23 protein-coding genes are annotated in these 21,142 nt (G+C 50.6%); 9 read left to right on the top strand and 14 right to left on the bottom strand.

The window, feature by feature from the left end; all coding sequences use genetic code 11:
- The first annotated feature begins 73 nt into the window (after positions 1–73).
- A complete protein-coding gene (gene typA, locus CWI83_RS07150; protein ID WP_198677263.1) occupies positions 74–1,918 on the top strand; it encodes a translational GTPase TypA in 1,845 nt (614 codons plus the stop codon).
- A gap of 11 nt (positions 1,919–1,929) precedes the next feature.
- Positions 1,930–2,271 (top strand): Hpt domain-containing protein, encoded by a 342-nt coding sequence (locus CWI83_RS07145; RefSeq protein WP_126827580.1) that lies wholly within the window; start codon positions 1,930–1,932, stop codon positions 2,269–2,271.
- On the opposite strand, the gene CWI83_RS07140 is transcribed toward CWI83_RS07145, so the two are convergent.
- The gene (locus CWI83_RS07140; RefSeq protein WP_157980379.1) at positions 2,272–2,643 is read right to left on the bottom strand and encodes a response regulator; all 372 of its coding nucleotides are present in this window, start codon (positions 2,641–2,643) and stop codon (positions 2,272–2,274) included.
- 385 nt (positions 2,644–3,028) lie between these two features.
- Between CWI83_RS07140 and CWI83_RS07135 the strand changes: the two genes are divergently transcribed.
- Positions 3,029–4,432, top strand: a complete 1,404-nt coding sequence (locus CWI83_RS07135) for a sigma-54-dependent transcriptional regulator (protein ID WP_126827576.1) — start codon at positions 3,029–3,031, stop codon at positions 4,430–4,432.
- Between the two features lie 4 nt (positions 4,433–4,436).
- Positions 4,437–5,681, top strand: a complete 1,245-nt coding sequence (locus CWI83_RS07130) for a putative bifunctional diguanylate cyclase/phosphodiesterase (protein ID WP_126827574.1) — start codon at positions 4,437–4,439, stop codon at positions 5,679–5,681.
- On the opposite strand, the gene trhA is transcribed toward CWI83_RS07130, so the two are convergent.
- From trhA to CWI83_RS07105, 5 genes are all read right to left on the bottom strand, one after another.
- A complete protein-coding gene (gene trhA / locus CWI83_RS07125; protein ID WP_126827573.1) occupies positions 5,660–6,319 on the bottom strand; it encodes a PAQR family membrane homeostasis protein TrhA in 660 nt (219 codons plus the stop codon). The genes CWI83_RS07130 and trhA overlap by 22 nt on opposite strands.
- Complete coding sequence (locus tag CWI83_RS07120) at positions 6,312–6,590, bottom strand: DUF3081 family protein (RefSeq protein ID WP_126827571.1); 279 nt, start codon at positions 6,588–6,590, stop codon at positions 6,312–6,314. Before CWI83_RS07120 ends, trhA begins: the two co-directional genes overlap by 8 nt.
- Positions 6,591–6,662: 72 nt before the next feature.
- On the bottom strand, positions 6,663–7,301 hold the full coding sequence (locus tag CWI83_RS07115) for a DUF2959 domain-containing protein (protein ID WP_126827570.1): 639 nt from the start codon (positions 7,299–7,301) through the stop codon (positions 6,663–6,665).
- Entirely contained in the window at positions 7,298–7,522 is a 225-nt protein-coding gene (locus CWI83_RS07110) for a YqaE/Pmp3 family membrane protein (RefSeq protein WP_126827568.1), read from the bottom strand. Before CWI83_RS07110 ends, CWI83_RS07115 begins: the two co-directional genes overlap by 4 nt.
- Positions 7,523–7,581: 59 nt before the next feature.
- Entirely contained in the window at positions 7,582–8,364 is a 783-nt protein-coding gene (locus CWI83_RS07105) for an SDR family NAD(P)-dependent oxidoreductase (RefSeq protein WP_126827567.1), read from the bottom strand.
- Between the two features lie 103 nt (positions 8,365–8,467).
- Here CWI83_RS07105 and CWI83_RS07100 point away from each other — a divergent pair, with 103 nt between their 5' ends.
- The 3 genes from CWI83_RS07100 to CWI83_RS07090 are packed head-to-tail and all read left to right on the top strand — an operon-like array spanning position 8,468 to position 10,715.
- Positions 8,468–9,355, top strand: coding sequence for a virulence factor BrkB family protein (locus tag CWI83_RS07100; RefSeq protein ID WP_126827565.1), 888 nt, complete (start codon positions 8,468–8,470; stop codon positions 9,353–9,355).
- Positions 9,327–9,782, top strand: coding sequence for a D-aminoacyl-tRNA deacylase (dtd, locus tag CWI83_RS07095; protein WP_126827564.1), 456 nt, complete (start codon positions 9,327–9,329; stop codon positions 9,780–9,782). Before CWI83_RS07100 ends, dtd begins: the two co-directional genes overlap by 29 nt.
- Positions 9,783–9,812: 30 nt before the next feature.
- Complete coding sequence (locus CWI83_RS07090) at positions 9,813–10,715, top strand: bifunctional GNAT family N-acetyltransferase/hotdog fold thioesterase (RefSeq protein WP_126827563.1); 903 nt, start codon at positions 9,813–9,815, stop codon at positions 10,713–10,715.
- Here CWI83_RS07090 and hutH read toward each other — a convergent pair.
- Genes hutH through hutC form a run of 3 tightly spaced genes read right to left on the bottom strand, consistent with a single transcriptional unit; the run spans position 10,712 to position 14,649 of the window.
- On the bottom strand, positions 10,712–12,235 hold the full coding sequence (gene hutH, locus CWI83_RS07085) for a histidine ammonia-lyase (protein ID WP_126827561.1): 1,524 nt from the start codon (positions 12,233–12,235) through the stop codon (positions 10,712–10,714). The two genes, CWI83_RS07090 and hutH, sit on opposite strands and share 4 nt — an antisense overlap.
- A gap of 3 nt (positions 12,236–12,238) precedes the next feature.
- Positions 12,239–13,912, bottom strand: a complete 1,674-nt coding sequence (gene hutU, locus CWI83_RS07080; protein WP_126827559.1) for a urocanate hydratase — start codon at positions 13,910–13,912, stop codon at positions 12,239–12,241.
- An 11-nt stretch (positions 13,913–13,923) separates the two neighbouring features.
- Positions 13,924–14,649, bottom strand: coding sequence for a histidine utilization repressor (gene hutC, locus CWI83_RS07075; RefSeq protein WP_126827557.1), 726 nt, complete (start codon positions 14,647–14,649; stop codon positions 13,924–13,926).
- An 83-nt stretch (positions 14,650–14,732) separates the two neighbouring features.
- On the opposite strand from hutC, the gene hutI reads away from it, so the two are divergent.
- Both hutI and CWI83_RS07065 read left to right on the top strand, forming a co-directional pair.
- Positions 14,733–15,929 carry an imidazolonepropionase gene (hutI, locus tag CWI83_RS07070; protein ID WP_126827555.1) on the top strand — a complete coding sequence of 399 codons (1,197 nt, stop codon included), beginning with the start codon at positions 14,733–14,735 and terminating at the stop codon, positions 15,927–15,929.
- 71 nt (positions 15,930–16,000) lie between these two features.
- Entirely contained in the window at positions 16,001–17,014 is a 1,014-nt protein-coding gene (locus CWI83_RS07065; protein WP_241969911.1) for a metal-dependent hydrolase, read from the top strand.
- Here CWI83_RS07065 and CWI83_RS07060 read toward each other — a convergent pair.
- The 5 genes from CWI83_RS07060 to CWI83_RS07040 form a co-directional block, all read right to left on the bottom strand.
- A complete protein-coding gene (locus CWI83_RS07060; protein WP_126827551.1) occupies positions 17,000–18,034 on the bottom strand; it encodes an arginase family protein in 1,035 nt (344 codons plus the stop codon). The two genes, CWI83_RS07065 and CWI83_RS07060, sit on opposite strands and share 15 nt — an antisense overlap.
- A 6-nt stretch (positions 18,035–18,040) precedes the next feature.
- Entirely contained in the window at positions 18,041–18,526 is a 486-nt protein-coding gene (gene rraA / locus CWI83_RS07055) for a ribonuclease E activity regulator RraA (RefSeq protein ID WP_126827549.1), read from the bottom strand.
- A 95-nt stretch (positions 18,527–18,621) separates the two neighbouring features.
- On the bottom strand, positions 18,622–19,956 hold the full coding sequence (gene hslU / locus CWI83_RS07050) for an HslU--HslV peptidase ATPase subunit (RefSeq protein ID WP_126827547.1): 1,335 nt from the start codon (positions 19,954–19,956) through the stop codon (positions 18,622–18,624).
- Positions 19,949–20,485, bottom strand: coding sequence for an ATP-dependent protease subunit HslV (gene hslV, locus CWI83_RS07045; RefSeq protein WP_126827545.1), 537 nt, complete (start codon positions 20,483–20,485; stop codon positions 19,949–19,951). Before hslV ends, hslU begins: the two co-directional genes overlap by 8 nt.
- A gap of 74 nt (positions 20,486–20,559) precedes the next feature.
- Positions 20,560–21,135 carry an SPOR domain-containing protein gene (locus tag CWI83_RS07040; protein ID WP_126827544.1) on the bottom strand — a complete coding sequence of 192 codons (576 nt, stop codon included), beginning with the start codon at positions 21,133–21,135 and terminating at the stop codon, positions 20,560–20,562.
- Positions 21,136–21,142 lie beyond the last annotated feature (7 nt).

The raw sequence follows: 21,142 nt of genomic DNA, 5'->3' as shown, positions 1-21,142 counted from the left end.
ATTTTTTCTGCGTTGATGCCTGTATAATCCGCGCTCTTTTTTAGCTTTGCCTGACTGAACTGGATAAATTTGCATGAGTAATAAGATCGTTTCTACTGATATCAATAAGTTGCGCAACATCGCCATCATCGCGCACGTCGACCACGGTAAGACCACCTTGGTTGATAAACTGCTACAGCAGTCAGGCACGCTTGAAAGTCGTGGTGGGGTCGAAGAGCGCATCATGGACTCAAATGATCTTGAGAAAGAGCGCGGTATTACGATTTTGGCGAAAAATACCGCCATCAACTACAACGACTATCGCATCAATATTCTTGATACCCCGGGCCACGCCGACTTCGGTGGTGAGGTTGAGCGGGTTCTATCCATGGCAGACTCAGTATTATTGCTGGTCGATGCCGTTGATGGCCCCATGCCACAAACCCGCTTTGTAACGCAAAAAGCCTTTGCCCATGGCTTGAAGCCAATCGTCGTCGTGAACAAAATTGACCGTCCAGGGGCACGCCCTGACTGGGTGGTAGACCAAGTTTTTGATTTGTTCGATAACCTTGGCGCAACCGACGAGCAGCTCGACTTCCCAATTGTTTATGCCTCAGCACTTAACGGCTTTGCGACCCTTGACTACAACGAGTCAAGCGACGACATGACCCCGCTGTTTGAAGCGATTCTTGAGCATGTTTCAGCACCAGACGCGGACCGTGATGGCCCGTTACAGATGCAAATTTCTCAGCTTGATTACTCAAGCTATGTGGGCGTGATCGGGATCGGCCGAATCAAACGTGGCACCTTAAAGCTAAACCAGCAAGTGACCATTGTTGGCGCCGATGGCAGTCAGCGCAACGGTAAAGTTGGCCAGATCTTTGGCTACCTGGGCTTAGACCGTATCGAAACGGACAGCGCCAGCGCAGGTGATATCGTTGCCGTGACGGGTTTAGGCGAATTGAAAATCTCGGACACCGTCTGTGCGCAAGGGTCGGTTGAAGCACTCCCTGCTTTGAGCGTTGACGAACCGACCGTGACCATGACCTTCCAGGTCAACACTTCGCCGTTTGCCGGTAAAGAAGGGAAGTTTGTCACCTCGCGGCAGATTCTTGAGCGCCTAGAGCAAGAGTTGAAACACAACGTGGCACTGCGCGTGGAAGAAACCGACAGTCCAGATCGTTTCCGGGTGTCCGGCCGTGGTGAATTGCACTTAGGCGTATTGATTGAAAACATGCGTCGCGAAGGCTTTGAACTCGCAGTATCGCGCCCAGAAGTAATTATTCATGAAGAAAACGGCGTCAAACAAGAGCCGTTTGAGAACCTCACGGTTGATATCGAAGAGCAGCACCAAGGTGCGGTGATGGAAAAACTTGGTTTGCGTAAAGCCGAGATGACCGATATGCAACCGGATGGTAAAGGCCGTATTCGCATCGACTTTATCGTCCCAAGTCGTGGCTTGATCGGGTTCCAAACCGAGTTCATGACCTTAACCTCGGGTACCGGTTTGTTGTATCACAGTTTCGACCACTATGGTCCGCACAAAGGCGGCAACATCGGTCAGCGCAATAACGGTGTGTTGATTTCAAATGCACAAGGTAAAGCCCTTGCCTATGCCTTGTTTAACTTGCAAGAGCGCGGTCGCTTGATGATCGGCCATGGTGAAGAAGTGTATGAAGGCATGGTGATTGGTATTCATAGCCGTTCAAACGACCTTACCGTGAACTGTTTGAAAGGTAAGCAGTTGACCAACATCCGTGCCGCAGGTACTGATGATGCCTTGCTATTAACCCCACCGATTCGCATGACGCTTGAGCAAGCGCTTGAGTTTATCGATGACGATGAGTTGGTTGAAATCACGCCGAAGTCGATTCGAGTGCGTAAGCGTTTGCTGACCGAAAATGAACGTAAACGTGCAAGTCGCACGAAAGAGGACTAAACTCTTTTTCCATGGTGATTTGGAATCAACAAGAGTTTGTTAATGAATTAAATGGCCACACAGACCTTTGTGTGGCCGTTGTTTCTGCCTGTATGCAAGAACTTGATGCGTTTTGCGTTGAGTTAGCCCGCTTATCCCCCCAACCTGAACACGCAGGTACCATCGAGAAGCTCGCGCACGCGATGTATGGTGCTGCGGCACAAGTGCGCTTAACTCATTTGGCTGATGTTTTAAAACGACTCGAAAATGAAGCTGAGTTGAAGCAAGTACAAGAACAGACGCAAGCGGAAGTATTTGCAGTTGCCGCTGAAACCTTACAGCAACTTGAGCAGTTCATTGCTGACAACGGCTAATTAAGCCGTTCTCTTACCGAGCGCTTGCTTTAGGGTTTGAATCACCTTCGCTACTTCAAATGGTTTACTAATCACGCCGGTAAAACCTTGCTGCAACGCTTGTTCATATAACGCTTTATCGGTAAGTGCGGTCACCAGAAACGCAATAATCGGTTGAGTTTGATTTGCTTTGAGACGGGCAAACAGTTCAAGTCCAGTCAAATCGGGCATATTTTGATCAATGAGTGCGACGTCAATGGCATGGTTTGCTGCAAATTCAAGTGCCGCATGTGGATGTGAGAAGCTCTCAACAGCTGTATAGCCAGCTATCTTAAGGGTTTCAGTGAGCAGCAGTAAGTTTACTGAATTATCGTCAACAATAATGATTTGCACAGGTCCATCTACTCTTATCAGTACAAAATGCTTAGTTACAACAAGATGACAATCTATAACGAAAGTTTAGTTTATCGATCTTGGGATTCTTGTCTAGCAAAACTGTGCAATAATTGGACTGGAGTGACTCATTTTGAAACGACTGTTTCTTTATGGGTCGAACTTGTCTCATTATTAAACGCTTATAACTTAATTTTACGTCGGAGATTTCTCAGAATAGTCTAAATCCACTGGAAAACCTGCATATCTCTACTATGTTTAAAATTGGCACGCATTTTGCTTAATGAACTAGAGTGGAAGATCTCCCGTCTTACCGCTTTCTGGGTTATTGTGCACTTGCTGCACAATAACCCAGTTTTTTATGAAGGATAACCATTAATTTTTTATGCTAGAAAACAACGCAAAGCCGACCATTCTCATTGTAGAAGATAATAAAACGACCGCGTTAATTTATCAGAGTTTTCTGGCAGACCGGGCGCTCGTTAAACACGTCAGTCAAGGCAGAGATGCTCTAGAACGGCTGCGCAGCGAGCCCATTGATTTGATACTTCTCGATATTGGCCTGCCTGATACCGATGGGCTTGAATTATTGCGACAGATTCGCCAGTTTGACCGCGAGATCCCAGTTATCATCGTCACCTCAAAAGCAGATAGCTCACTGGTTTTAACCGCAATGCAGCATCAAGCCACGGATTATTTGCAAAAGCCCGTCGAAAAAGTTCGCTTTCTCGTCACGGTCAACAATGCAATTCAACAACTTGAGTTAAAACGCAAACTAAACGCGGTTAGTCAGCCTAATGTGTATCAAGTTTTCCACGGCATGGTGGCTCAGTCTAAACCAATGCTCGAACTCTTTGAAGTCGTTCGAAAAGCAGCAAAAAGCGACGCTAGTTTCTTCATTACCGGCGAGAGCGGTACCGGTAAGGAGCTATTTGCGGAAGCCGTTCATTTCGAAAGTAAACGTCGTAACCGACCGTTTGTTGCAATCAACTGTGCGGCGATTCCTCACCAATTGTTGGAATCTGAGTTATTCGGTCACGTCAAAGGTGCCTTTACTGGAGCGAATAGCAACCGTACCGGGGCCGCCCAACGCGCTCACTCAGGCACTTTGTTCCTAGATGAATTAGGTGAGTTACCGTATGAATTGCAGAGTAAATTACTGCGGTTTATCGAACGCCGCGAATTCACCCCCGTAGGCAGTGACCGCACGACGAAAGTGGATGTCCGCTTTATCTGCGCAACCAACCGCGACCCTCTTGATGCAATTAAAAAAGGGCAGCTGCGCGAAGATTTATATTATCGCTTAAGTGTCATACCAATTATTATTCCACCTTTGCGGGAGCGGGCTGAGGATATCCCATTAATTGCGCAACAAATTTTAAAACGAGTTGCTGTGCAAGAGGGTAAAGCTTTTAATGCAATTTCGGCAACCGCTGAGACCCTGTTGCATGACTACTCATGGCCCGGCAATGTTCGTGAGTTAATTAACGTTATTCGTAAAGTGGTGACCTTAAATGACGGTCCGATTCTTGCCGCTCGGATGTTGCCATCGGAATTGATTCGTCCCGCAGCAACAAACACGGCTCTACAGAACACCGCTGGGGTATCGGTCGAGGCGAGTAACCCTCAAGATAATGGTCTCGTTCAGCCACTGTGGCTGGTTGAAAAGCAGATGATTGAACGGGCGCTGCAAAAATGCAATTACAATATTCGTGCAACGGCCCGAATACTCGAAGTGAGTCCGTCGACTCTTTATCGCAAAATGAAGCAATGGAAGCTGCAGGGCTAGATTTATGTTTAAAGATTTTTACGACGCCATTACTGATATTTTTCAGCGCAACTCGGGACACTCCGAGATTTTATTATGTATCGCCAACTTAGATAACTTTAGTGCAGTCAACGCGCGCTTCGGTGAAGCCTTTGGTGATATTGCTTTGCAGACGATAGCAGCTGAATTGCGCCGCACTGCTGAGCAACATAACGGCACAGTCTATACTGGTGGTGACCAATTTTATTTAGCGTTTTCTGGAGCTGATGCAAGTTTTGATACCTTGCAATTGTTTGAAGCGTTATTTCAGCAGCCATTTACTGTTGAAGGGCGAAAGCTCCACATCAGTGCTGCCATTGGAGCCTGCTACACCAACCTTGACACTAACACGCCTGATAAAATTTTGCGCAACGCGCTGCAAGCCTGTATCGAAGCAAAAAAACAAGGTGGTGACCAGTCTGTGATTTACGACGATGAATCAGAACAACTGCATAAACAAAAACTAAAACTGATTCAGCAAGTTTCCGAAGCAATCGACAAAGGTCATATGACACTTTATTTGCAGCCCAAAGTAACGACACAATCACGTAAGCTGGTTGGGTTTGAAGCGTTACTGCGTTGGCACCATCCTGACCGTGGCGTAATCCCGCCCGGAGATTTTTTGCCTCAAGTTGCTGGTTCGTACGCTGATCGCGAACTTGGATGCTTTGTGGTCGAGCAAGCCATCGCTATTTTGCAGCAACAACTGGCGAACTATCCTGAGCTCAGTTTGAGTATTAATGTTAGTCCGAAGCAGTTATGCGATTTATCATTTTTGCATCGTGTGCAAGAGCTCGCAAAGGCTCATCCAGAACTGATGCAGTCTTTATCTTTGGAGATTCTCGAGACGGAATCGTTCGAAAATATGCAGGTTATCCGTGAATTCTTGCATGCTTATCATGCCTGTGGTGTGCGTCTTTCACTCGATGATTTCGGCACCGGATTTGCATCGATTGGGCAATTAACCATTCTTCCTCTTGATGAGGTAAAAATAGATCGGATGTTTGTGCGCAATATCCACAACAATGATATTCACAAAAAAGTGGTGCAAATTGCTGTGATGCTGGCCCAAGAACTCAACCTTGAGACCGTTGCCGAGGGGGTTGAGTCGGCGGATGAGATTGCCACCCTAGAAGAGCTGGGCGTATCCGTTCTGCAGGGCTACTACTACGCCAAACCATTCCCGCTTGACCAGGCTGAAAGTTGGATTCAGAAGTTTAACGCGGGCTGAGGGAGTACGTAGTAGAAGATCGAGAAAAAGTGCAACACGCTGCCGGCTAACACAAATACATGCCAAATTGCGTGGTGGTACTTCAGCCCTTTCCAGGTGTAGAAAATCACCCCGAAGCTATACGCTAAGCCACCCGCTAGGAGTAAGAGCAAACCTTGCCCGGCAACTTGATCAAGCATGGGTTTGATCGCAACCAAAGCCATCCACCCCATGCCGAGGTAGAGGGTCAATGAGAGCCATTTTTTGCGCTCTTTCATGACCACCTCAAGAATGACGCCGGTAATAGCAATGGTCCAAATCACTCCAAACAAGCTCCAACCCCAGGCACCCCGAAGGCTTACCAGCAAAAATGGGGTGTAGGTTCCGGCAATGAGCAGGTAAATCGCAGCATGGTCGATTTGTTGGAAAAAGCCTTTCACTTTCGGCCACGGGAAAGCGTGATACAGCGTCGAAGCTAAATAAAGGAGGATTAAGCTCGTGCCGTAGACGGCTGCACTGACAGTATGCCAGACATCGCCATAACGCACCGCCCACACCAGCATAAAGACTAAGCCAACGATACTGGCGACAGCACCAATACCATGGGTTAATGCATGGGCGATTTCTTCTTCATTGCTATAAGCGTTTTTCTTACTCATCAATACTCTTAGTGCTGTAATCGCGGCTGATTTGCTTGAGTTTCTTCAAGAACAATTCCGCATCGCGCTCGCTTTCATAATCTAAATGGTACTTATTGTGAAACTCGAGTCGCATTTTCACGTTATGCCCTTCAAGGAACACGGTGTAACCATCGTAATCGGTATAGCCGGTAATTCCTTCGAGCACATGTTTACCTTGTTCGGCTTTGCCGTGCTGATGAATTTTCTCAAATGCATCGAGCACCAGGCGATGGTCAATTTCGTTTTTCATGGCTGACCTCCATGGCAATTGTTGCCATTTTATACAATTTCAGAGTACACGTGTACTCTTTTAGTTCCCAGCTTAACGTAAACTTTCGATAAATTTGTCGGATTCTGCAATCGCAGTTTCCATTTCTTGAATTAAATCAGCGATATCGGCTTGCAAATCACGATACTCACCACGGATCGCATCCACCGCTGCAGCGTTTAGGTTATGCTTTAAATAAAGCACGTTATCTTGCAACTTATCGAGCACCGGCTGCATGGTATCGGCCGCACGCTCCATACTCTGGAGTAACGAGGTGTAACGACGCTGGGTGTCTCTAAGTGAGCGCTCGCTTTCTCTGCGAAGCTTATCACTACTGTACCGCTCGAGTTCGTCTTGCCATTCATCGAAGAGGGCTTCAGCGACATCATCAATCGCTTCGATCCGATCATACACACGGTCAGCAGCTTTTTTACTGGCTTCGTAGTCATCGTTTAGCGCTTCATAGCGTTGCTCGAGTTCTCCGCCATCGAACTGCAAAAGTTCATCCAGTCGCTGCAATGCTGACTTAAATTCTTCTTGCGCATCGGCTTGTGCATCACGGGCATCATCGACTCGATCAACCAGGATTTCGCGTTTGGGGATGCCCATCTTTTCCATGGCACCGTAGTAGGCGCTTTGACATCCAGTGAGTATTAGAGCGAACACGAGTACGCTCAGAATTCGAGTTTTCATAAGTTCGCTCCTGATTTCTCGATTTGACGCTTGTGGTAGCCATCAATGACAAACGCAGCGTGCATAATACAAATCAGCCACAACCACGCTAGAGTTAACAGCGACACCACACTCAACACAATCACTGTCGTGCATAGAATAATGCTGAGAATAAAATGAAAGATGCGACCAGTGGTCAATATCGCCAACGGCGGTAAGAAAATGGCGAGCAAATAACGCATAAGAATCCTCCCTAATTGGTTATCAGCTTACGCCATTTTGCCGAGTTGAGCCAGTTAGGCTAGTAAGGGAGACGCTCTCCGTCCCAGAATAACAAGTCACCGCTTTGCTCAGGTTTCAGGTTTTCGACCACCTGCCAAATTCGTTGTGCCGACAACTCTGGGGTAAAGAGCTTATCCGCCGGCAAGCGTTCTTGGAATGGCTTGGATAGCTCAGTATCTGTGGTGCCGGGATGAATTGCTGCAATAGTGAGTTGTTTGTGCGTTCGTTTGAATTCAATCGAAGCCGTCTTAAGCAGCATATTGAGCGCCGCCTTACTGGCTCGATAGCTGTACCAGCCCCCTAAATGGTTGTCCGTAATCGACCCCACCTTGGCACTCAATTGAACGAAATAACATGGCGTCTTTCTCGGTAACAACGGCTTCAACTGCTGCAATAAGAGGAGGGGCAGCCCCCCGTTTATGACGAATTGATCGACCAACTGCTCAAGATTCACATCTTCTAACCTCTTCTCTGGCATATAGTTTTTTGTGTGGAGTACACCGATGGCGCTGATCACTCCCTCCAAAACCAGAGATTTTTCAGAAGGGGCTGCCCCTCCTGTTTTAAGAGGGGCTGCCCCTTTTTCAGAGAGGGGCTGCCCCTGCATGGTGGTGAGGTTTTTTAGGTAAGAGATGGCATCGGTGAGGTGTGCGGGTTGGTAGCTCTCGACCTGAAACCAATCGCCACCAAAGTCGCTGGGCTTGCTACCACGACTAATCGCAAGGACCTGTTTGCCTTGCGCTAAAGCATGCTCGGCAAGTGCTCGACCTAAGCCGCCGCTGGCTCCAATGACAACAATCATGGCATTCTCCTACGCTAAAATGTTTGAATCAGTACAATCACTTTACGAATAATCAAGGGTTTGGGATTATACTGACGCTAGAATCAATCGCGCAGGAGCCACTATGGCCGAATTACAACTCAAACAATGGCAGCAACGCGCCCAGCTTAGTTGGGGCTTTTTAAAGTATTTCGGTAAACGCTGCGCGGAAGATAAAGTCACTGTGATTGCCGGTCACCTCACCTTCGTCAGCCTATTGGCTTTGGTCCCCATGCTGGTGGTGATGTTCTCGATTTTCTCGGCCTTTCCGATGTTCGAAGAGTTACGGGGCGAACTCGAGCAAGCCTTGTTTGCGAACTTAATCCCGACCTCGGGCGAGACCATTTCACAGTATCTCAATACCTTTATCGGCAACGTCTCGAAGATGACCACCATCGGGGTGATTTTCGTGATTTTGGTGGCGGTGAATCTAATTTCCACCATCGACACCACCATGAACCGGATTTGGCGCAATCAGCGTAAACGTCGCATTTCTGTGGCATTAGCCGTTTATTGGATGATCTTGACCTTAGGTCCGATTCTGATGGGTTCGGGCATGGCCATCACTTCGTACATTATCTCGCTGAGTGTCGCCGCAGAAGAATATATCAGTGGCTTGCGCGGATTTTTATTAGGGGTGGTGCCGATTGTCACCTCGGGCGTTGCCTTCTTATTGCTGTACGTGATGATGCCAAACCGGGTGGTGAAAATTCGTCACGCCATTTGGGGAGCGCTGTTGGCGGCCATTCTATTTGAACTGGCCAAACGTGGTTTTGCCGCGTATATCACCGCTTTTCCATCCTATGAAGCCATTTACGGCGCCCTTGCCGCAATTCCAATTCTGTTACTCTGGATTTTCTTGTCATGGAATATTGTTCTGGTCGGCGCTGAATTGACCGCCAGTATCGAAGAGTTTAGTGAGCAGCAAAAACAAAAAGAGACCCATGAAAGCATTACTACAGAGAGTCACTGAAGCCAAAGTTACTGTTGCCGAGCAAACTATGGGCGCTATTCAAAAAGGTCTGGTGGTCTTGCTTGGCGTTGAACATCATGACGATGAAGCCAGCGCAAAAAAGCTGGCTGAGCGGGTTGCGGGCTATCGCTTATTTGCTGATGAAGAGGGCAAGACCAACTTGAGCGTCACCGACATCGGTGGTGAACTGTTAGTGGTGAGTCAATTCACCCTAGCCGCAGATACCAATAGCGGACGCCGGCCAAGTTTCTCCACTGCGGCGAAACCCGAACAAGCGGAGCAGTTATATGCTACATTTGTCAGCTCACTTCGAGCGTTAGGTCTCACTGTGGCAACCGGCCAGTTCGGTGCCGACATGCAAGTGCACCTCGTCAATGATGGACCCATGACCTTTTTACTCGATAGCCATAAATATCAGCGGCTCTAATCAGCCGCAGCAGCGGACAACCATAACACCATGTATAAAGTGATCGAGCCACGCACTAATGCCGAATGGGAACGCTACTACCAGTTGCGCTGGGAAGTATTGCGGAAGCCTTTTCAGCGTCCGCGCGGTTCGGAGCAAGACGCTTATGACCAAGTCGGTCAGCATCGCATGGTGGTCGATTCGAAAGGCCAAGCACTCGCTGTGGGGCGGCTGCATTTTAACTCGCCGACTGAAGGCCAGATCCGCTTTATGGCATCCGCACCGGAGCGCCGCGGTGAAGGGCTAGGTGTTGCGATTGTTGAAGCGCTCGAAAAGCTTGCACGGGAGCAGGGCGCAAAGCATATCATTATTAATTCGCGCGATAATACGCTCGGCTTTTACCTGCGTTGCGGTTATGAGCTGACCGAAGAAGCGGACACCGTCAGACGCCCGCAAGCCGAGCATCAACTACGTAAGCCACTCACTGAAGCGAATAAAATTACCTACCGGCCGAATTGGTGCCAAGAGCTGCAACAAACCTGGCATCGGGAGATCCCGATTACTGAAGCGATGGGGATCCGTATCGACCAATACACAGGGCGCGAGATTACCCTAAGTGCGCCGCTCTCGCGCAACATTAATGTCCATCAAAGCATGTTTGCAGGCAGTATTTATTCACTTGCCACGCTGACCTGCTGGGGGCTACTGCATTTGCAGTTGAAAGAGCGCGACTTAAGCGGCGGCATCGTCCTCGCGGATGGGCAAATTGAATACCGCAAACCCCTGAAAAACGAGCCTTATGCGATTTCCCATATGAATAAGTTGGAAGGTGAGTTTGCGCCGCTGCGCGAAGGGCAAAACGCCCACCTTACCCTCACCGCTGAAGTGTTCGATGAGGATAAAGTGGTCGCCGAGTTTATCGGCAAGTTTGTGGTGTTAGCACCGCGCGATTAAGCGTCCGCGAGCACCACGAGATCGTGCAGTTCCCCCGCCTGAATCAAATTCGAGGCCGCGGCAATGTCCGGTGCGAAATAACGGTCTTGGTCGTAAAACGCCACCACCGCTCGAGTCCGCGCAAAGGCCTGCTCAACTTTTGCCGAAGCCCGCAAAGGCCGGCGGAAATCTAACCCTTGGGCTGCCTCGAGCAACTCAATCGCAACGATATCAGCAGTATTCTTGGCCAAATCGGTCAAGCGTCTTGCAGCAAATGTCGCCATCGACACATGGTCCTCTTGGTTAGCCGAGGTAGGCAGGCTATCTACCGAAGCTGGATGGGCTAAGGTTTTATTTTCCGAAGCTAAGGCTGCTGCGGTCACCTGGGCCAACATAAAGCCCGAGTTTACCCCACCATCATTGACCAAAAACGGCGGTAAATTTGATAAGTGCTGGTCGATTAAAAGCGCACTGCGACGCTCAGACAGGGCGCCAATTTCACTCACTGCAATCGCCAATATATCTGCGGCCATAGCAACCGGCTCAGCATGGAAGTTGCCGCCTGAAATGATATCGCCGTTGTCGCTGAACACCAGCGGGTTATCGGTGACACCGTTGGCTTCACGCGTCAAAATCGCTTGGGCATGTTCAATCTGGTCCCAAACCGCACCCATGACTTGCGGCTGACAGCGCAAGCTATAAGGGTCTTGAACCTTTTCGCAATCAACATGTGACTCAGCAATTTCAGAGGTTTCATTGAGTAAGTCGCGCAGTGCTGCGGCAACTTTAATTTGCCCTGGCTGACCGCGCACTTCATGAATACGCGGATCAAACGGTGCGCGCGAACCCATCGCTGCTTCAACCGCCATCGCCCCACTGACCAAGGCGGCATTAAAAATTCGCTCAATCTGGAATAAGCCGTGCAATGCCAAGGCCGTTGAGGCTTGAGTGCCGTTTAATAGCGCCAAGCCCTCTTTCGGCGCCAGCGCGATCGGTGTGAGGCCAATTTTTGCAAGCCCGGTGCGGGCATCCATCTGTTCGCCTTGATAGCGCACTTCACCCTCACCCAACAGAGGCAAAACCAAGTGGGCGAGTGGGGCCAAGTCGCCCGAGGCGCCAACCGAGCCCTTGCTCGGCACACACGGGTAGAGCTCGGCATTAAACATCGCCAACAACATTTCGACCACTTCTGGGCGAATGCCAGAGTAGCCGCGGCTCAGGGAATTAATCTTCAGCAGCAAGATTAAGCGCACAACTTGGTCACTCATCAGGTCCTGCGTGCCCGCGGCATGACTTAACACAATGCGACGCTGCAAATCTTCCAGTTTTTCAGGTGGGATGCGAGTATTCGCGAGTAGCCCAAACCCGGTGTTAATACCATACACAACCTTACCGGCCGCCAACACGTCAGCCACGGTTTGCGCTGAACGCGCCAGTGCCTCATGGGCTTCAGTACTGAGCTGGTAAGGTACTGCATGCTGCCAACACTCGCGCAAATCAGCAAGGCTCAGTGCGCCTGGATGTAATACGTTGCTCTGCATGACTTAGTCCTCCAACATCGGTAAATCAAGACCTTGGTCTTTGGCGCAGTCTTTGGCAATCTCATAGCCCGCATCGGCATGACGCATGACACCAGTGCCCGGGTCATTCCACAGGACCCGACCAAGCCGCGCTTCCGCAGCTGCAGTGCCATCGGCGACAATCACCACACCGCTGTGCTGCGAATAGCCCATGCCCACACCACCGCCGTGATGCAAGCTGACCCAAGTCGCCCCACCGGCAGTATTCAAAAGGGCATTCAGCAGCGGCCAATCGGATACTGCATCTGAGCCATCGAGCATGCTTTCAGTTTCACGATTCGGGCTTGCCACAGAGCCAGAATCAAGATGATCGCGCCCAATCACAATCGGCGCTTTCAGCTCACCATTCGCCACCATTTGGTTAAAGGCTTTGGCAATCCGCGCCCGGTCTTTCAAGCCAATCCAACAAATCCGTGCTGGCAAACCTTGGAAGCTAATCCGCTCGCGGGCCATATCGAGCCAATTATGTAGATGCGGATCATCTGGAATAAGTTCTTTGACCTTAGCATCGGTTTTGTAGATATCCTCTGGATCACCTGAAAGCGCCACCCAACGGAACGGCCCGATTCCCTGACAAAATAGCGGACGAATATAAGCCGGCACAAAGCCGGGGAAATCGAACGCATGTTCGACTCCAACGTCTTTCGCCATTTGGCGGATATTATTGCCATAATCGAGCGTGGCTGCGCCGCGCTGCTGTAGCGTCAGCATCGCCTTAACTTGCACCGCCATCGATTGTTTCGCCGCTTGTACTGTGGCCTCTGGGTGCTGCTCTTGCTCGGCATGATACTGCTCCAGCGTCCACCCTTGGGGTAAATAACCATGCAGTGGGTCGTGCGCAGAGGTTTGGTCAGTGACCACATCAGGGGTGACATTGCGCTCGACCAACTCAGCGTAGACATCCGCAGCATTGGCCAAGAGCCCGACAGAAATAGCTCGGCCTTCAGCACGTGCCGTTTCGATCAATTCCAGTGCCTCATCTAAGCTTGTCGCTTTATGGTCGAGATAACGGGTGCGCAAACGAAAATCAATGCGCGACTCATCAACATCAACCGCCAACATACAATAGCCGGCCATGGTTGCTGCCAAAGGTTGCGCGCCGCCCATGCCACCCAGACCACCGGTTAGGATCCAACGCCCTTTGGTTTCACCATTAAAGTGCTTTTTCGCGACGGCGACGAAGGTCTCGTAAGTGCCTTGGACAATCCCTTGTGAGCCAATATAAATCCATGAGCCAGCGGTCATCTGGCCATACATCATCAAACCTTTCTTATCGAGCTCATTAAAGTGCTCCCAGGTCGCCCATTCTGGCACCAAATTAGAGTTCGCCAATAACACCCGAGGCGCGTCTTCATGGGTTGGAAACACACCCACTGGCTTACCGGATTGAATCAATAAGGTCTCAGTTGGCTTAAGCCGCTCGAGGACTTCGACAATTTTATCGAACGCTTCCCAACTGCGAGCGGCACGACCAATGCCGCCATACACAACGAGTGCATGAGGGTGCTCAGCAACCTCTGCATCGAGGTTATTCATAAGCATCCGCTTGGCTGCTTCGACCTGCCAATTGCAGGTGGTTAAGGTGCTGCCATGATCGGCTTTAATCGAACGACTGGTATCTAACCGGGTAAACGACATAACAACCTCGTCTATAGAGTATTTGAAGAATGAGGTTGGGCGGTAAATTGCAAATGACCGCCCAAAGTAAAACGTGAGCCTGGATGGGTCAGCAGGGCATAAGTGACCACGCCTTGTTCGCTCCAGGTACGCCGCTGAATTCGCAAGCAGGGCTCTGCTTTGTCCAACTGCAACCACTGCGCCACTGTTGCGCTAGGAGTTACCGCCTCGATCACATGGCTCGCTTCAGTAAGCGGAGAAATCGCGCAAAGGTACTCATGGGGAGTGATCTGGCGATAATCTTGGCGCAAGTATTTCGGCACAATTTCAGGGTTCACATAACGCTCTTCGACCTGTACCGGAATACCATCTTCGCAATGGGTGATAACTGAATGAAACACTTGGGTGTGCTCGCGCACTTGCAACATATCAGCAACTTGCGCGGTGGCACGTTCGTGGCGAAGCACATGCACTTGAGCAGAATACTCATGACCACGTTGGCGAATTTCATCGGCAATGTTGCGAATCGCCATAAAGCTGGTTTGTGATTTAATCGGCGCGACGTAGGTTCCGGAGCCCTTACTGCGAACAACCAGCCCCTCTTCAGCGAGCTCTTGCAAAGCGCGCCGCGCGGTCATCCGACTCACAGAAAATTGTTCGGCCAGGGCGTTTTCAGAGCTCACTGGGTGATGCTCGGGCCAATCGCCGGACGCAATTTTACGATAGATGTGTTGCTTGATTGCTGAGAACTTCGCCATAGCGCATCCCCTTGTTTCATTGCTAAGCTGTGCTAAAGTGTAGTGAAGGTTAATTGTATATACAAGTGTTCGAAGAGGTATTTATGGCGACTCGGCTTTTTAATGTAACCCTGGCCACTTTGCTTGATGACGGCTATGGCCTGATTGAGCAGGCCGAGTTGCAGTTGCAAGATGGTCGGATCCGCTACGCTGGCCCGCAAGCCGAGGCGCCTGAATTTGAGCCCGATGAGAGCATCGATGGCGCAGGCAAACTGGTCACGCCAGGCTTAATTGATTGCCATACTCACTTAGTTTGGGCTGGCAACCGCGCGGCTGAATTCGAACAACGTTTACATGGTGCTAGCTATGCCGATATCGCCGCCCAGGGTGGTGGCATTGCCGCAACCGTCCGTGCGACCCGGGCGGTGACTCAAGAGCAACTGGTGCAAGCTACGGTACCGCGCTTGCTCGCGCTGATGAACGAGGGCGTGACCACAGTCGAAATCAAATCTGGGTATGGCTTGAGCCTTACCGACGAGCGCAAGCAATTACGCGCTGCGCGCCAGCTCGCGGCGCAATATCCGGTCGATATCGTCACCACCTTACTGTCAGCGCATGCTCTGCCACCCGAATTCGCCGATGATGCAGATGGCTATATTGAGCATATCGTCAGCGATATTTTACCGCAGCTTGCCGCTGAGGGGTTGGTCGATGCCGTTGATGCTTTTTGCGAAAATGTCGGCTTCACCCCAGCGCAAACGGAACGCGTTTTTGCCGCCGCGCAAGCGCTCGGCAAACCCGTCAAATTGCATGCAGAACAATTGAGCTTGCAAGGCGGAGCTGCGCTCGCCGCTCGCTATCAAGCACTCAGCTGTGACCACCTCGAATATCTTGATGAAGCTGGAGTGAAAGCAATGGCCGCTGCCGGAACCGTGGCGGTATTGCTCCCTGGAGCCTTTTACTTTTTACGCGAAACCCAGTTACCCCCGCTCGAATTATTGCGCAAACATCAGGTGCCCCTTGCCCTTGCAACGGATGCCAACCCTGGCACTTCGCCTATTTTAAGCCTGCAACTGATGCTGCAAATGGGCGCTACGCTGTTTCGTATGACCCCGCAAGAATGCTTACGCGGGGTGACCATTAATGCCGCAAAAGCGCTAGGCCTTAACGACCGCGGCGCTCTGCAAGTAGGGATGCGCGCAGATATTTGCTGGTGGGATTGCCATGATCCGAGCGAACTGACCTATCAATTTGGTGGCCAGCGCTTGCTCGGCTGTTGGGCCGCGGGCATTCGCCGATAAAACTTTCTTCAGCATCTGCCCGTATAGTGAGGCAAGATGATCTGATGGCAATGAGGTAAAGCTTGGATTCTGTGACTCAAATCGCGCTAGGCGCAACCCTTGCAGCGGCCTGCGTACCGAAACAATCACGCCGTAAAGCCGCCTTACTTGGCGCAGCCTTGGGGACGTTGCCCGATTTGGACGTGGTGCTAGACTATGGCGATCCGGTCGCAGACTTTACCTATCATCGTGGCTTTAGCCATTCGCTCTTTGTGCTGTTGCCGTTTTCGGTGTTTTTATGGGCGCTGTTATGGCGTTTCACCGATGTCGTCAAACAAGCTCCCAAACAGTGGTTGGCAGGGATCAGTCTTGCCTTAGTCACGCACCCCATTCTCGATGCCCACACCGCCTATGGCACCCAACTTTTTTGGCCACTGACCAGGCCACCTGAGTCGTGGAGTACCTTGTTTATTATTGATCCGCTCTACACCCTGCCGTTATTGATAGCGATGGTCGCTCTACTTATTCGACCCCGGGCGCAAACCACACAAAAATTGGTACGCTTCGGATTAATTGCCAGTACAGTGTATTTAAGCTGGTCTTGGGTCGGGAAAATCATGGTCGAGCAGCAAGCTGCGCAACAATTTGCCGGGCAGTCAATTCGCACTTTCAGCACGCCAACTCCATTTAATACCTTGTTGTGGCGCATTGTCGTGCGCACTGAAGGCGACTATTACGAGGGCTTTTATTCGGTCCTGTCACCACAGCAAACGATTCAATTTAACCGTTTCGACCGCGGTGACGCGCTACTTGAACAAGCACAACAGGTGTGGGCGGTGCAACGCTTAGATTGGTTTACCCGCGGCTTCATTAAAGCCTATAACGCTCAAGATCGGTTACTCATCGCTGATTTACGAATGGGGTTCGAAGGGGCTTATGCCTTTACCCATGCGGTCGCAGCCATGGATGCAAGTGGTGCTAAAGCAATCCCAAGTGAGAGAATGCCGCGTGGCTACAACGCAGGTGATTTGCAGTTTGTTTGGGATAATTTAACCGAAGTAAAAACGCAGCGAGTCGTGCCAAGTGAGGCGCTAGCGGGCGATTAGAAAGGCCAGAATCAGCTCACTCAGCACCTGGCCAACTACCATCTCGCCCGCGGCAAAACCCGCTGGATGAAGACTCGGTGCCGCTTCGGCCAAGTGCAAATACTCTGCTGTCGGTAATTCAGCAAGCTGATGCACCCATTGGAACGCATGGGCCGTACTGATGCCATTCGCATTGTATGCACTTGCGGGCATCCCCTGAATTGCATCGACATCGACTTCAATTCCAATTGGACAATTCCAACTATGCGCCAGCGCAACATCGGCCTCGATTAAACGACTTGGAGTTGCTGTCAAATACAGATCATGCACCGAGCTATAGGAAAAGCCGGCAGCGTGCAGTGCAGCAAGGCTTGCTTGATTATTTTTGAGCGGGTGCAGGCCATGCACGTGGTAATGCTTAAGATAGCCATGCTGATAAGCGTACTGAAAACCATTGCCGCTATGGCGACCTTCAGTGGCCCGAAAATCAGCATGTGGATCAAGGTTTAATGCCCCAACCGCCTGCTTTTTGCTATGGCTCAAAGCGTGCAATAACGGGTACGCATTATTGTGACCGCCACCGACTAAAATCACCTTGAAATTCGCTGCAAACAAGGGCACCAGCAACGCATAAAGACGTTCGTCGATGGCCGCAGTCAGCTCGCGTAATTGGTTTAAGTCATTGGCATCATTGGCATCAAGGGATTCTGCACTGGCACTTAGATCGGATAGCTCGGCAGCGCCAATCATAACGATTTCGTCCGCCTTGATAAGTGCATTGGCTTGTAAATTAAGTAGGCTTTTTAAACAGGCTTGCCAGCCCTGTTCGGCGCCGCCGCGACCAAGGTTGGCGCGTGGTCCGATACTTTCAGGCGCAGCTAATATTGCAACCTTTTGCCCGGCCCCAGCGGCAGCGGTCACAGCCGCTTGATAGGCGGCGTAATCGCTACAGGCAGAGAGGTAATGGAGCTGCTCGCCAAGCCGCTGCTCACCTTGCCGAGGCTTTAACCAATGGCTTGGTTCAACAGGCTGCAGCAGCATAGAGAATTACTCAACGTCGAGTGCTTCTGGCGACAGAATCACGCCAGTGCTATCAGCATAAATATGATCATCAGGTAAGAAGGTCACGCCCGCGAAGTTCACCGCCGCATCATTCTCACCGATACCTTCGCTAATCGCGGCCACTGGAATCGAGGTCATCGCCATAATGCCCATATCGAGCTCATCAAGCGCATCGACATCGCGCACAGCGCCGTAACAGATGATGCCTTCCCAGTCGTTATCAAACGCTGTTTCGGCAATCCCGATATCAATCAAGGCACGTCGGGCTGAACCGCCGCCATCGACTAACAACACCTTGCCCAGCCCATTTTCTTGCACCGCCTCTTCGATTAAACCTTTATCTTCGAAACATTTAATCGTGACGATCTGACCGCCAAACGACGAGCGTCCGCCATAATGGATAAAAATTGGCTCGACTACGTCGACCATATCTGGATACAAGTCGCAAAGTTCTGAGGTGTTGTATTCCATTGTCGTTCCCCTGCTGTGAGTGACCTTGTCAGTATAACCCCTATTGCAGCGTTAAGACAGTAGAACCCACACCTCAGACTTTGCTCCTCAATGGCTTACAAGATGAAGCGACTGAGGTCTTCGTCTTGGGCAAGCTGCCCTAAATGCTGATCAACATAGGCCGCATCAACGATAATCGTCTCGCCATCTAAATCACTGGCCTTAAATGAGACTTCTTCCATCAGTCGCTCCATCACCGTATGCAACCGTCGCGCACCAATGTTTTCGGTAGTTTCGTTCACGTGGAACGCGGTTTCCGCGATACGCTGAATGCCGTCTCGGGTAAACTCAACCTTGACGCCCTCGGTTGCCATCAAGGCGCTGTACTGAGTGGTTAAGCTTGCATTTGGCTCGGTTAAAATACGGACAAAGTCATTGCTGGTCAGCGCATTGAGCTCGACGCGAATCGGCAAACGCCCTTGTAACTCAGGGATCAAATCCGATGGCTTCGCCATTTGGAATGCGCCCGATGCAATAAACAGAATGTGGTCTGTTTTCACCATCCCGTGCTTGGTCGAAACCGTCGTACCTTCAACAAGTGGCAGTAAGTCACGTTGTACGCCTTCACGCGAAACATCCGGACCACTGACATCACCCCGCTTACAGATCTTGTCGATCTCATCCAAAAACACGATGCCGTTTTGTTCAACGGCTTGCAGGGCCTGCTCTTTCACATCTTCAGGATTGAGCATTTTCGCCGCTTCTTCTTCAACCAGTTGCTTAAATGCATCTTTGATTTTCAGCTTCTTCGGCTTAGCTTTGCCACTGCCAATATTCTGGAACATGTTCTGCAGCTGCGAGGTCATTTCTTCCATGCCCGGTGGGGCCATGATTTCAACACCCATTTGCGGCTGGGTTAATTCAATCTCAATCTCTTTATCGTCAAGCTGGCCTTCACGCAACTTCTTACGGAAGATCTGCCGAGTATGGCTTTGCTCTTCTTGCTTGGCATTATCGGCATCAGCCCAACCTTTGGCAGGCGGCAACAAGGCATCAAGAATGCGCTCTTCAGCTGCTTCTTCGGCCCGAAAACGGACTTTCTGCATCATCTGCTCGCGGGTTTGCTTTACTGCAGTATCGGTAAGATCGCGGATGATCGACTCAATTTCCTTACCAACATAACCAACTTCGGTGAATTTCGTTGCTTCAACTTTAATAAAAGGAGCGTTGGCGAGTTTGGCTAAACGGCGCGCTATTTCAGTTTTACCGACCCCGGTTGGACCGATCATCAAGATGTTTTTCGGAGTCACTTCAGGGCGCAATTCATCGTTTAATTGCATCCGCCGCCAGCGATTACGCAAAGCGACTGCAACGGCTTTCTTGGCATTATCTTGGCCAATGATGTGGCGATTCAATTCATCGACAATTTCACGTGGGGTCATTTCAGACATTCGTCACTGACTCCTGTTCTTCAATGGTTTGGTTGGTATTAGTGAAGACACAAATTTCACCGGCAATGGTCAGTGCTTTTTCAACAATTTCCCGCGCCGATAAATCGGTGGTGTCCAACATTGCCGTAGCCGCTGCTTGGGCGTATGGACCACCCGAGCCAATCGCGATGAGATCGCGCTCAGGCTGCACCACATCACCGTTACCAGTGATGATCAACGAGGTATGTTTATCCGCTACGGCTAGCAGTGCTTCTAAGCGACGCAAGGCACGGTCGGTGCGCCAATCTTTGGCAAGCTCAACCGCTGCGCGCATTAAATTACCCTGATGTTGCTCAAGCTTGCTCTCAAAGCGTTCGAATAGGGTAAAGGCATCTGCAGTACCACCGGCAAAGCCTGCCAGTACTTGATCATTATAGAGACGACGCACTTTGCGCGCGTTGCCTTTCATTACGGTATTACCGAGAGATACTTGGCCATCGCCACCGATGACGACTTTGTCACCGCGACGGACCGATACGATTGTAGTCACACGCCTGTCCTCTTGTTGCTATCGTGTGTTGCGATACAGCAGTTATGAGGGCAGATCTGACATTTTCAATGGGGTTATAGGTTCCAATTCCAAATTTGGCAGCCAAACACCTGAGCCCGCTGCAATTTATGGCGATCACGCTCGGCATCACGCTTGGTCTCGTAGGGGCCAAGAATGACGCGATACCAAAGCCCATTCGAACCATTCGTCGCGCGCACTTGTGCTTCAAGGCCAACCATCGCGATTTGCGCTTTTAAGGTTTGCGCATCTGCTTCGCGGCGGAACGAGCCACACTGCATCAGTTTAGGGGGGCCAAGTTCACGCTCAGGAACGTCCACCTCGACTTCGAAGTTTTCCAGCTCTTCAATATATTGCCAGCGCTCTTCTGGTTTTTCAGGTAACGCCTCGCTGTCTTCGGCTGTGGTCTGTTGCTGCGGCAACGGCTGTGCGCTAGGTTGCTGCGCCTGTTGCTCCCCTTTACCAGAAATAAAACGCAATCCCAAAACTAAAGCAACGACCAACACAATCGCCAGGATCACCAACCACCAAGGTACCGCCGGACGCGCCGGTGCTTTCGCTCGGCTTTTGCTGGTGCGCTTTTTCTGCGGCTTTTTCTTTTGTGGCGGCCGACCGCGATTGGCGTAATCCATGGGACTC

The sequence above is a fragment of the Pseudidiomarina taiwanensis genome (genome assembly GCF_003987435.1).
GTDB classification, from domain to species: domain Bacteria; phylum Pseudomonadota; class Gammaproteobacteria; order Enterobacterales; family Alteromonadaceae; genus Pseudidiomarina; species Pseudidiomarina taiwanensis.
The sequence above is the reverse complement of the archived record's forward strand: the minus strand, read 5'-3'. Positions and strand labels throughout refer to the sequence as shown.

What these genes read in the sequence shown, in the direction of transcription:
- CWI83_RS07040 (WP_126827544.1), bottom strand. Translation starts at nt 21,135, where the DNA reads ATGGATTACGCCAATCGCGGTCGGCCGCCACAAAAGAAAAAGCCGCAG.
- typA (WP_198677263.1), top strand. Translation starts at nt 74, where the DNA reads ATGAGTAATAAGATCGTTTCTACTGATATCAATAAGTTGCGCAACATC.
- CWI83_RS07110 (WP_126827568.1), bottom strand. Translation starts at nt 7,522, where the DNA reads ATGCGTTATTTGCTCGCCATTTTCTTACCGCCGTTGGCGATATTGACC.
- hutI (WP_126827555.1), top strand. Translation starts at nt 14,733, where the DNA reads ATGGCGACTCGGCTTTTTAATGTAACCCTGGCCACTTTGCTTGATGAC.
- CWI83_RS07105 (WP_126827567.1), bottom strand. Translation starts at nt 8,364, where the DNA reads ATGATTGTTGTCATTGGAGCCAGCGGCGGCTTAGGTCGAGCACTTGCC.
- CWI83_RS07120 (WP_126827571.1), bottom strand. Translation starts at nt 6,590, where the DNA reads ATGAAAAACGAAATTGACCATCGCCTGGTGCTCGATGCATTTGAGAAA.
- hutU (WP_126827559.1), bottom strand. Translation starts at nt 13,912, where the DNA reads ATGTCGTTTACCCGGTTAGATACCAGTCGTTCGATTAAAGCCGATCAT.
- dtd (WP_126827564.1), top strand. Translation starts at nt 9,327, where the DNA reads ATGAAAGCATTACTACAGAGAGTCACTGAAGCCAAAGTTACTGTTGCC.
- CWI83_RS07100 (WP_126827565.1), top strand. Translation starts at nt 8,468, where the DNA reads ATGGCCGAATTACAACTCAAACAATGGCAGCAACGCGCCCAGCTTAGT.
- CWI83_RS07115 (WP_126827570.1), bottom strand. Translation starts at nt 7,301, where the DNA reads ATGAAAACTCGAATTCTGAGCGTACTCGTGTTCGCTCTAATACTCACT.
- hutH (WP_126827561.1), bottom strand. Translation starts at nt 12,235, where the DNA reads ATGCAGAGCAACGTATTACATCCAGGCGCACTGAGCCTTGCTGATTTG.
- trhA (WP_126827573.1), bottom strand. Translation starts at nt 6,319, where the DNA reads ATGAGTAAGAAAAACGCTTATAGCAATGAAGAAGAAATCGCCCATGCA.
- hslU (WP_126827547.1), bottom strand. Translation starts at nt 19,956, where the DNA reads ATGTCTGAAATGACCCCACGTGAAATTGTCGATGAATTGAATCGCCAC.
- hutC (WP_126827557.1), bottom strand. Translation starts at nt 14,649, where the DNA reads ATGGCGAAGTTCTCAGCAATCAAGCAACACATCTATCGTAAAATTGCG.
- CWI83_RS07130 (WP_126827574.1), top strand. Translation starts at nt 4,437, where the DNA reads ATGTTTAAAGATTTTTACGACGCCATTACTGATATTTTTCAGCGCAAC.
- CWI83_RS07145 (WP_126827580.1), top strand. Translation starts at nt 1,930, where the DNA reads ATGGTGATTTGGAATCAACAAGAGTTTGTTAATGAATTAAATGGCCAC.
- CWI83_RS07090 (WP_126827563.1), top strand. Translation starts at nt 9,813, where the DNA reads ATGTATAAAGTGATCGAGCCACGCACTAATGCCGAATGGGAACGCTAC.
- CWI83_RS07135 (WP_126827576.1), top strand. Translation starts at nt 3,029, where the DNA reads ATGCTAGAAAACAACGCAAAGCCGACCATTCTCATTGTAGAAGATAAT.
- CWI83_RS07060 (WP_126827551.1), bottom strand. Translation starts at nt 18,034, where the DNA reads ATGCTGCTGCAGCCTGTTGAACCAAGCCATTGGTTAAAGCCTCGGCAA.
- rraA (WP_126827549.1), bottom strand. Translation starts at nt 18,526, where the DNA reads ATGGAATACAACACCTCAGAACTTTGCGACTTGTATCCAGATATGGTC.